General features: G+C 66.4%; 6 protein-coding genes, 1 tRNA gene and 1 pseudogene. 5 read left to right on the forward strand and 3 right to left on the reverse strand.

Annotated features, from left to right (window positions below):
- From HUW62_RS44815 to HUW62_RS44825, 3 genes and pseudogenes are all read left to right on the forward strand, one after another.
- Window positions 1-598, forward strand: a pseudogene (locus HUW62_RS44815) (phenylalanine--tRNA ligase subunit beta); the annotation flags it as partial.
- Between the two features lie 99 nt (window positions 599-697).
- Entirely contained in the window at window positions 698-1,087 is a 390-nt protein-coding gene (locus HUW62_RS44820) for an integration host factor subunit alpha (protein ID WP_141640623.1), read from the forward strand.
- 97 nt (window positions 1,088-1,184) lie between these two features.
- A tRNA-Pro gene (locus HUW62_RS44825) sits at window positions 1,185-1,261 on the forward strand.
- Window positions 1,262-1,346: 85 nt separating this feature from the next.
- On the opposite strand, the gene HUW62_RS49765 is transcribed toward HUW62_RS44825, so the two are convergent.
- Both HUW62_RS49765 and brxD read right to left on the reverse strand, forming a co-directional pair.
- The gene (locus HUW62_RS49765; RefSeq protein WP_176437932.1) at window positions 1,347-3,452 is read right to left on the reverse strand and encodes a DEAD/DEAH box helicase; all 2,106 of its coding nucleotides are present in this window, start codon (window positions 3,450-3,452) and stop codon (window positions 1,347-1,349) included.
- Window positions 3,453-3,460: 8 nt separating this feature from the next.
- Window positions 3,461-4,780, reverse strand: coding sequence for a BREX system ATP-binding protein BrxD (gene brxD, locus HUW62_RS44835; RefSeq protein WP_176437933.1), 1,320 nt, complete (start codon window positions 4,778-4,780; stop codon window positions 3,461-3,463).
- A gap of 174 nt (window positions 4,781-4,954) precedes the next feature.
- Here brxD and HUW62_RS49420 point away from each other — a divergent pair, with 174 nt between their 5' ends.
- Window positions 4,955-5,647: a hypothetical protein gene (locus HUW62_RS49420; protein WP_255203994.1), complete on the forward strand. Its 693-nt coding sequence runs from the start codon at window positions 4,955-4,957 to the stop codon at window positions 5,645-5,647.
- Entirely contained in the window at window positions 5,638-6,486 is an 849-nt protein-coding gene (locus HUW62_RS44845; RefSeq protein WP_255203995.1) for a hypothetical protein, read from the forward strand. The genes HUW62_RS49420 and HUW62_RS44845 overlap by 10 nt, the downstream gene beginning before the upstream one ends.
- A gap of 11 nt (window positions 6,487-6,497) precedes the next feature.
- On the opposite strand, the gene HUW62_RS44850 is transcribed toward HUW62_RS44845, so the two are convergent.
- Window positions 6,498-6,727, reverse strand: a 230-nt coding sequence (locus HUW62_RS44850; RefSeq protein ID WP_176437934.1) for a hypothetical protein, incomplete at its 5' end; no start/stop codon positions are given.

Genomic DNA, 6,727 nt, shown 5'->3' on the forward strand with positions numbered 1-6,727 from the left:
GGGTGGGGGCCGGAGCTGGACGCAGAAGGATGCCCGGGCGGACTTCTACGACGCCAAGGGCGCGGTGGAGGCGGTGCTGGGAGCGCTGCGGGTGGAGGGTGTCACCTGGTCGCCCGGTGGGCCGTCGGCGTACCACCCGCGTGCCAGCGCGGAGGTGAAGTTGGCGGACGGCACGGTGCTCGGCCATGTGGGTGAGCTGCACCCGCGCGTGGTGAAGGCGCTGGGGTTGCCCGAGGGCGTGTTCGTGTTCGAGCTGGACACGGAGCCGCTGTACTCGGCGGCTCGGCTGGTGCCCGAGTATCACTCGCTGCCGAAGTTCCCCGCGGTGCTCCGTGACCTGGCGGTGGTGGTGCCGGTGGAGCTGGCGAACGACTCGGTGCGGAAGGTGATCCTGGAGGTGGGGCGGCCGCTGGTGGAGGACGCGCTGGTGTTCGACGTGTACACGGGCAAGCCGATCCCCGAGGGGAAGAAGAACCTGGCGTACGCGCTGCGCTACCGCTCGGCGGAGCGGACGTTGACCGACGTGGAAGTCACGGAGGCGCACCAGCGCATCATCAGCGAGGTGAACCAGCGCCTGGGTGCCGCTCTGCGTGCCTGAATTCCTGAATGAAGTCAGAGGGTTGACTTGCCTTCGGGAAGGCTGCCACAGTATTTGGGCGTTCACCGTGCTGAGGGTGGGGGCATCCCGAGGATTCGCATGACGAAGGCGGACATCATCGAGGGCGTCTACGAGAAGGTCGGCTTCTCGAAGAAGGAGTCGGCCGAAATCGTGGAGCTCGTGTTCGACACGCTCAAGGAGACGCTGGAGCGTGGGGACAAGATCAAGGTCTCCGGGTTCGGCAACTTCCAGGTGCGCCAGAAGAAGGCGCGAGTGGGTCGCAACCCGCAGACGGGCAAGGAGATTGAAATCTCGGCCCGTCGGGTGCTGACCTTCCGGCCGAGCCAGGTGTTGAAGAGCGCCCTCAACGGGGAGGCCCCGCCGGAAGATCACGCGGAGATCGACGCTCGCGAGGAAGCAGCCGCGGACGCGGCCGAGGCTCGGGGCGAGGACTTCGACGAAGAGGGAATGGAAGATTCAGAAGGGTGAGTTTTCCCAACGCGGCCTGCTGCTCCTGCTTGACCTGGGCGTTGTGTAGGGGCATAAGGGCGCACCGTTTCACGACGGCGGCAGCAACCGCGGTTTTCGGGGCGTAGCGCAGCCTGGTAGCGCACTTGCTTGGGGTGCAAGTGGTCGCAGGTTCAAATCCTGTCGCCCCGACCAACTGAAGGCCCTGGAGTTTCCGGTGAAAGCCGGTGACTCCAGGGCCTTCGACTTTGCGGGGGTACGTCGTGGCAGCGACTTCCTGTCAGCGAGCGCCGAGAACCTGCCGCGCGCCGTTCAAGTCGAGGAACGCATTGCCCAGCATCTCGGCCACTGCGGCCGAGGGCAGGGCGTCCTGGAATTTGCTCAGCCGGTAGGGAGGGATTCGTGCGGCGATGGCCTGGATGCGGCCGGGCGCGGACCAGAATTCCTCCCGAGCAGCCTCCTCCAGCCCCCGTGCGACCGCCTCGTGTGACGCGCCCGCGCCGCTGATTCTCACGAAGAAGTTGTCCGGAACGACCTTCCATCCGTGCGCGAGTTCCAGCGCGTACTTCAAGGTGTGGTTGATGCGCCCTCCGGCGAAGTTCCACCAGAGCGCGTTCCCGTCGTCATCGAGCTGCACCGCGGGCCCCACCCTGCGCAGGAGCGGGCCGAGGTCATCCCTCAGTGCCTGCAAGGCCCGGGTAGCTCCTTCTTCCAGGTAGGGAAGGGGCGCGTCCCCTTGCAGCACGGCCCGGATGCGCTGACACACCTCACGGCCAAGGAACTGCGGCATGAATCCCCCCCAGGTGGGCTTCTTGCCCGCTGGCGCGGTGCGCACGTGCACCTCCCGGTCCCCGTGGACGACCGCGTCTACCGCCCAGGCCCGGCCGCCCAGCAGGAATGAGCTCATGCCCTCCACCAGGCGCTCGACGAAAGCAGGCTCGATGGAGCCAAGCTCTTGCGCGCCCGCGAGCACCCGGTACATCACCGGGCTCGTGAAGACCGCGTACAGTTCGGCGAAGTTCTTCCGCCCGAAGAGCCGCTCGGCCCGGTCCCCCAGCGAGAGCTTGCCGCCGGACTCGAAGAGGAACTCTGTCGCGACCAGGTGCCGGAGCAGCGCCTCGAACTCAGTGGCGGAGATGCCCTGGAAGTCGGGCACCCGCGACAGCTGCGTCCAGGCGTCCCCGGGGGAGATGGCCCCGAACTGGAGCGAGAGCGCCATGAGTTGCTGCACGAGGACGGCCCAGCAGCGTGACTGCAGGGGAACGGCTTCGACCCAGCCTGTACGCGCCTGCTCGATGAGCGCGACCGCGAGCAACAGCGAGTCCGTTTCCTCGCAGAGGAACGCCATGTTCGCGACCTGTCCCGCGCGGCGCCCCGTCCGGCCCATTCGCTGAAGGAAGGACGACACGGTGGAAGGCGCGTTGGCCTGCAGCACCGCGTCCAGGTCGCCCACGTCAATGCCCAGCTCGAGCGTGGACGTACACACGATGCACGCGTCCCGGCCGTGATGGAACCGCTCCTCCGCGAGCTTCCGCTCCTCGAGCGAGACCGAACTGTGGTGCACGAAGACGTCGGTACCCTGACCCCGCATCCGCTCCGACACGGCCTCCGTGAGCGAGCGCGTCTGGCAGAAGAAGAGACTCTTCTTCCCGCGACTCAATGTCGCCCCCGCGCGTGCGATGTCCGCCACGCTCCCCGGATAGGCCACCGAGAGCTTCCGCTGTGTGGGCTGCCTGGGCGGGTCCACCACGGCTCCCTCGCGGTGGGAGGACCCCTTCAGCCAGGCGAGGATCTGCTCCGGGTTTCCCACGGTGGCGGACAGGCCTACTCGTTGTACGTCTCCGCCCCCCAGCGCCGCCAGCCGCTCGATGACCGACAGCAGGTGCGCCCCCCGGTCCGTCCCGGCAAGCGCATGGACCTCGTCCACGACCACGTACTTGAGCTGCGAGAACAGCGCCTGCACGGGAACACGCGGCGAGATGAGCATCACCTCGAGCGACTCCGGCGTGGTCATCAGGAGTTCGCAGGGCTCCTTGATGAAGGCCCGCTTCGCCCGGTCCGGCGTATCTCCGTGCCACACGAAGCGGCGCAGCCCGACCATCTCGGTGTACGTCCCGAGTCGCTCCTCCTGGTTGTTGAGGAGCGCCTTGATGGGCGCCACGTAAAGCGCGCCAACGCCTGAGACGGGCCGCTCCATCAGCTCCGCCAGCAAGGGGAAGATGGAGGCTTCCGTCTTCCCTCCGGCGGTGGGAGCGAGGACGACCGCGTTCTTTCCGTCCAGCAACGCCTGCGCCCCCAGCTCCTGGACTGGCCTGAGCCCGGTGAAGCCGAGACGGCTGACGATGGCTTCCTGCAGCCGAGGAGGGAACCGGGAAAAGACGCTCATGGAGCCCCTCAGAAGTTCACGACTTCGTAGCCCCGGTCCTCGCCCGGCTCTGGCGGGTACTCGGGCCTGCCCTCGCGGAGGCTCGCCTCGGTGTGCGTGAGTGCCGGCTCGATGGGGGGCTTGCCCGGCGCCGGCCGGAAGTCCGGCTCCTGCTCGACGATGTCGAACACGCTCACCAGCCTCCGGAGGAATTGCCGAGGCACCACGCCCACGTCGGCGCGCAGTCCCTCGGAGACCTCCCGTACCAGCAGGTCCAGGTAGTCCGGGTTGACGGTCGTCTCGAAGTGCGCGCGGTCGGTGGTCGGGTACATGGAGCGGAGCTTCATCCCGACCTCCTTCAGCCGCTTCTGGTCGAACGGTTTGAGCGCGAGCTGCGGCTGCTTGAGCGGCGCGAAGCCGTCCACCTGGGTGAACGCGATGCGCTCGTTCAGCGGCTGGAGCCCCTTCACGCCCCGATTCGTGTCGAAGAAGTCGGGCGTGCCCGTGAACACCCAGAGCAGTCCATGGAATCCGCTCGCGGCATCGAGGATCTGCCGCATGCCGTTCAGCGACTTCTGCCGCACGTCTGCCTTCATCCGGAGGATGGTCTCTGCCTCGTCGATGACGATGACGAGCCCCGCATAGCCAGCACCCTTCACGATGGCGAGGATGCCCCGCAGGTAAGCGAGCGCGTCGGTGCTCTGGATTTCTCCCTTGATGCCCGCCAGCTTCTTGGCGCCTGCCGCGATGTTCTCGCTTCCGGAAAGCCAGGAGAGCAGGGCGGACGCCTCGGCGAGCTGCCCCTTCTGCTTCAGCTCGAAGATGGTCCGCACCACGCGCACGAAGTCGGCTGGCACCTCGTTCCGCGTCCGGGCGACCAGCTCCTCGTCCAGCTTCGCGAGCACCGAGGCATCGAAGCCGGGGGCGTCCGGGTCCTTCCCCAGGGCGATGAGCGACGCCTCCACGCTGGCGACCCAGCGGTCGAGGATGTCCGCGAGCGCTCCAAGGGGACATGCGCTGGTGCTGAGGTTGCCCACCACCTTCCGGTAGACGTCGTCGAACCGGTGGAAGTGCAGGTCGTTGTCGGAGACGACGACGAAGCTGGTGGCGAAGCCGCGCTCTTGGGCGTCCACCGCGGTCAGCCGGGCCAGGAACGTCTTTCCGCAGCCGTAGCCGCCCCGGAGGAACTTGACCGCGCCTTCGCCACTTCGGGTGAGGTCCAGCATCCGGTGCAGCTCGCCGCGCTCGCGCTCGATACCCACGGCGAAGGTCTCCAGCCCCCGCTCGGGGACCGTCCCTCCTCGGAGGCACTGGAAGACGTGGTCGGTGTCTCGCTGGCTCAGGGGCATGGTGGGGTCTCCAGTCGGGCGGCGACGGTTCCTGTCACACTATCGCGGCACGACCTACGCCTTGTCGTCCCGCTCGTCCAGTGGCTCCCACGGGACGTCGGGTGACGGTGGGCCTTATGATGCGGCAACCTGCGCTGCCCTGGACGGTGGAGAAACTCGGGAGATGCCACCCACATGAGAAGAGCCTCAGTGACACGGAGGGTGATGGCGGTGAGCCTTGCCCTCATGCTCGGTGCCTGCGGTGCGACTCCGACGCGCCCCTCGCTGGCCGGGCCTACGGGCCCCCATGACCTGGTCAGGTACGCGCTCGTTTTCGAGCAACGACCGGATGGGCAAGTGGCGCATGCCTGGATTCCGCTGAGAGAGTTCGAATTGACGAAGTTCCAGCACACTTTGAGCACGAGACACACCCGCCGAAATCTCGTGCGCGTCTCCTCCTCGGCCTTGAATGCGTACTGCGATGGTCGACATGACCAGTGCGTGAAGGACTGTCTCGCGAGCAGCCGACCCTTCGTCATTGGTCATCGTAAATTCATGGACACGCAGGCAAGGCCGTGGCGCATCGCCAGAAGTTGGTGGTGTCCGAGCAACTGCATGGAGGCTTTGATTGAGTGCAAGAAGGGACGCGGTGAGTGGGCAGAGCAGTACGCGGCCGAGTTCGATGCGATAGATCCTGCCATTGAGTGGATCAAGAGGCATCGCACGGAGTTCGTCGTGGGTGCTGTCGTGGTCATTGCCGGTGTGGCTTTCGCCGTGGTGGTCGCTGGCTCAGGGGGAGCGGCACTCGTTCTGGCGCCACTCCTGGTCATGGCGGAAAGCTTCCCGGCGCTGCCCCCCGACATCCAGATCGCGGAGGCATGCAGGTGAAAACCGATGAGGCCCTTGCAGAAGCGGCGATTCTCATCGCGTCCCGGCGGCAGACAGCAGCTTTGAAGGGGCGCGCGGAGGAGGAGAAGCTCTGGCTCTATCTGCGCACACTCAGCTACTTCGTCCATGCCACAGGGCAGGTCTACCGATTCGAAGATGCCCTCACGCGGACGGAACCCACGGAACAGCGCCACGTCAGCGCACGCCTGCGGGCGCACAAGAATACGCTCGCGCAACCGGCGGTGGAATTGCTGCTCCATACCCTGGGCGAAACGCCTGAGCCCGAACAGAAGCCCGTGCTCGTGCTCATCGCCCTCCTCAACTTCATCGCGGAGACTGGACAGCTCGATGATGTCGAGGACTTCTTCAGCCATCACCTCGACCACGCCCCCGTGGCCATCGCGCACTTCACTCGCCACGAGGAGGCGGAAGCCTGGCTGAAGGGTGTCGCAGAACCCCCGAGCCCGGCCCGTATCCTCATTGGCGATGAGTATTTTCAATTCTGGTATGACAGAGAGGACAATACGCGCGGCATGTATCGCGACTATCCCATCGAGCCGGCGCTGGAGGCACTGACCGCCAGGGGAATTCCCTCACAGCGGCCTTCCTTTGCCACACGCGCGGAGGCAGAGGCGTGGTTGATGAGTCACCCAGCCAATCCCTATTCCTTCGTGGCAATCGCCGGGGAGCACTACTTCGCGGTGCACCACCCAAGACTGCAGCGCCACTCTCTCCATCATGTGGCATCCGCCCTGAGTGCTTGGGAGGAGCGCAAGAGGGCCGTCGAGCGCGAGGCGGCCCTGGAGGCAACCGCCCCGTCAGATGGAACCCGTGAGTAGGGCCGGTCTGGTCAGAGGCGCTGGTAGCGCTTGCCGTCCGCGGTGGTCATCACCTGGACGTCGAAGGTGAGCTTGTCCCGGAACGAGTCGAACCGCGCGGCGAAGGCGCGGGCCTTGCGCGGGTGGCCGAGCAACTGGACCAGCTCCGCCTCGTTCACGCTCCCGAACTGCTGGAGGTGGTCGAACACCTTGCCGGCGTCTGCGTCTCCCAGCTTCTCGCCCCAGACACCAGGGGCCCTGG

The organism is Myxococcus sp. AM011 (assembly GCF_013372595.1).
Classification (GTDB): Bacteria; Myxococcota; Myxococcia; order Myxococcales; family Myxococcaceae; genus Myxococcus; species Myxococcus eversor.

Bases quoted from the DNA above. Each gene is read 5' to 3' on its own strand.
- HUW62_RS44820 (WP_141640623.1), top strand. From the start codon at position 698: ATGACGAAGGCGGACATCATCGAGGGCGTCTACGAGAAGGTCGGCTTC.
- HUW62_RS49765 (WP_176437932.1), bottom strand. From the start codon at position 3,452: ATGAGCGTCTTTTCCCGGTTCCCTCCTCGGCTGCAGGAAGCCATCGTC.
- brxD (WP_176437933.1), bottom strand. From the start codon at position 4,780: ATGCCCCTGAGCCAGCGAGACACCGACCACGTCTTCCAGTGCCTCCGA.
- HUW62_RS49420 (WP_255203994.1), top strand. From the start codon at position 4,955: ATGAGAAGAGCCTCAGTGACACGGAGGGTGATGGCGGTGAGCCTTGCC.
- HUW62_RS44845 (WP_255203995.1), top strand. From the start codon at position 5,638: ATGCAGGTGAAAACCGATGAGGCCCTTGCAGAAGCGGCGATTCTCATC.